Source organism: Variovorax sp. 01T439_2, assembly GCF_056398445.1.
Map to the genome: position 1 here is coordinate 1 of NZ_JBFTPJ010000826.1, position 2,691 is coordinate 2,691.

At 70.3% G+C, this 2,691-nt stretch carries 3 protein-coding genes; all 3 read left to right on the forward strand.

What is annotated here, in order from left to right:
* On the forward strand, positions 1 to 797 hold a 797-nt coding region (locus tag AC1DOC_RS28380), incomplete at its 5' end, for a class I SAM-dependent methyltransferase family protein (protein ID WP_478130989.1).
* Positions 798 to 816: 19 nt separating this feature from the next.
* Complete coding sequence (locus tag AC1DOC_RS28385; protein WP_478130990.1) at positions 817 to 2,166, forward strand: phosphatase PAP2/dual specificity phosphatase family protein; 1,350 nt, start codon at positions 817 to 819, stop codon at positions 2,164 to 2,166.
* Positions 2,159 to 2,599 carry a hypothetical protein gene (locus tag AC1DOC_RS28390; protein ID WP_412511937.1) on the forward strand — a complete coding sequence of 147 codons (441 nt, stop codon included), beginning with the start codon at positions 2,159 to 2,161 and terminating at the stop codon, positions 2,597 to 2,599. The genes AC1DOC_RS28385 and AC1DOC_RS28390 overlap by 8 nt, the downstream gene beginning before the upstream one ends.
* The last annotated feature ends 92 nt before the right edge of the window (positions 2,600 to 2,691 follow it).

Sequence of the window (2,691 nt, forward strand, 5' to 3'; positions counted from 1 at the left end):
ACTGGGGCATGACGCGCGCCAACCTGCGCCTGGGCGGTGTGCTCTCGCGCGGCGTGAAGCTCGGGCACGACACCGGCTTCGATTCGGGCAGCACGCTCGACTACGTCTACCGCAACGAGCCGAAGGGCAAGGGCGCGCTGGGCCGCTCCGTCGACAAGACCTACCTGGAGTCGATCGGCTGGCGCGGCATCCGGCAGCGCAAGATCCACGTCGAGGAGCTGATCCGCATCGCCATGGAGCGCCTGGCCGAGATGCACCGCGAAGTGCGCGTGATGGACATCGCGGCCGGCCATGGCCGCTACGTGCTCGACGCGGTGCTTGCGAGCCCGGTCAAGGCCAGCTCGATCCTGCTGCGCGACTACAGCGACATCAACGTGCGCGACGGCCGCGCGCTCATTGCCGAGAAGGGCCTGGAAGACGTGGCGCAGTTCGTGCAGGCCGACGCCTTCGACCGCATCAGCCTGGCCACCGTGACGCCGCGCCCCACGCTGGCGGTGGTGTCGGGCCTCTACGAGCTGTTCCCCGACAACGAAATGGTGCGGCGCTCGCTCGCGGGCGTCGGCGATGCGGTGGAAGACCGCGGCTACCTGGTCTACACCGGCCAGCCCTGGCATCCGCAGCTCGAGATGATTGCGCGCGCGCTCACCAGCCACCGCCAGGGCGAAGCCTGGGTGATGCGCCGCCGGACGCAGGCCGAGATGGACCAGCTGGTGGAGGAAGCGGGCTTCCGCAAGATCGACCAGCGCATCGACGAATGGGGCATCTTCACCGTCTCGCTCGCGGTGAGGGTCGCGTGAGCCACGGGCCGCGCACCAGATGARCCCCCCGCCCGCACCACGGCCCTGGAAGCGCGCAGCCGCCTGGCTCGTGTTCCTGGGACCGCTGTTCTATGCGACCTACGGCCTGGCCAACTGGTGGGCCACCACGCGCGCGCAGGTGCCCTCGATGGCCTTCGAGTGGGAGCGGCAGCTGCCGTTCTGGGGCTGGACGATCTTTCCGTACTGGACGATCAACGTCTTCTACGCGCTCTCGCTCTTTCTCGCGCGCAGCAGGCACACGCTCGACCGGCACGCGCTGCGGCTGGTGAGCGCAACGCTCATCGCCTGCACCTGCTTCGTGATCTGGCCGCTGCATTTCAGCTTCGGCCAGCCGGCGGTCGAGGGCGCGCCGGCCTTCCTGTTCAACGCGCTGCGCGGCTTCGACCAGCCCTACAACCAGGCGCCGTCGCTGCACATCGCGCTGGCGGTGATCCTGTGGGACTGGTATCGGCAGTTCCTGCGCGCCGCATGGGCCAGGCTGGTGCTGCATGTGTGGGCGTTCGCGATCTGCGCCTCGGTRCTCACGACCTGGCAGCACCATTTCATCGACATCCCGACCGGCGCGCTGCTCGGGCTGTTCTGCGTGTGGCTGTGGCCGCTGGAGCGCACGGTTTCGATGCCGCGCGCCTGGCGCTGCACGCGCGATGCGCAGCGCTGGAAGCTCGCGGGTTTCTACGCCGTGGGTGCGGCACTGTTCCTCGCCGTGGCCGTGCAGCTGGGCGGCGTTGCGCTGTGGCTCGCCTGGCCTTCGGCCTCGCTGGCGCTGGTGGCGCTCAACTACGTCGGCTTCGGTGCCCGCGGCTTCCAGATGGACGGCCGGGGCCGCATGGGCTGGGCGGCGCGCTGGCTGTTCGCGCCCTATCGCCTGGGTGCGGCCGTCAACGCATGGCTCTGGACGCGCAAGCTGCCGGCTTTCGTCGAAGTGGTGCCGGGCCTGCTGCTCGGGCGACGGCCCACGCGCGCCGAATGGATCGCCGCCGGCCGGCCCCGGCTGGTGAGCCTGTGCGCCGAGCTGCAGATGCCGGCCGGCGTGCCGCATGCGCGCTGCGTGCCGATGCTCGACCTGACCGTGCCGCCGACCGTGCGCCTGCAGCGCGCGGCCGCGGTCATCGAAGGGCAGCGCCGCAATGCCGACGGCGCCGCCGTTTGGGTGTGCTGCGCGCTGGGCTTTTCGCGTAGCGCCGCCGCCGTGATCGCCTGGCTGGGCCGCTATGGCGCGATGGGCGGACTGGCGCAGGCCGAGGACGCCGTGCGCCTTGCGCGTCCGCAGATCGTGCTGCGGCCGGCGTGGCGGATGTCGCTTGCGCCATTGGGCACCGCCGCTTCGGGAGCACCACCCCATGACTGACGACGAATGCGCCACCTGCGCCTCGCTGGCCGCGCTGYTGCGCGCCGCGGCGGTGCTGGCGGTATGGGGCTTTGCGCTCACATGCATCGGGGCGCTGGTGCTCGCGCTCACGCTGCGCTCGCTGTCGAGCACGGCCGCCATGGGGTTTGGCGCGGTGCTGCTGCTGGGTGCGCTCGAGCGCTATTTCGCGTTCAGGCTGCGCTTGGACCAGGTGCTGTTCGCCGACCTGGCGCGCGGCGCCATCGCATCGCTGGACGCGCTCGACACCGCGCTCGACCGGCTCGGGTTGCGCAGCGCAGAGGCGTCGAAGGCCGTTCGCCCGCTCGACGACCGCGTGCAGGGCACCCGCCAGCTCATGCAGCGGCATGCCATCGTGGTCGCCTGCCAGAGCGCGATGTTTCTCCTTGCCTTGATGACACAGGATCTCTCTTGACCGAAGAAGACCACAACAACGAAAGAGACTGCCGCCCCGAAAGCACGGTGCTGCGCCGCGCGCTGGCCGTGGTTGCGGGCAAGCTCATCATC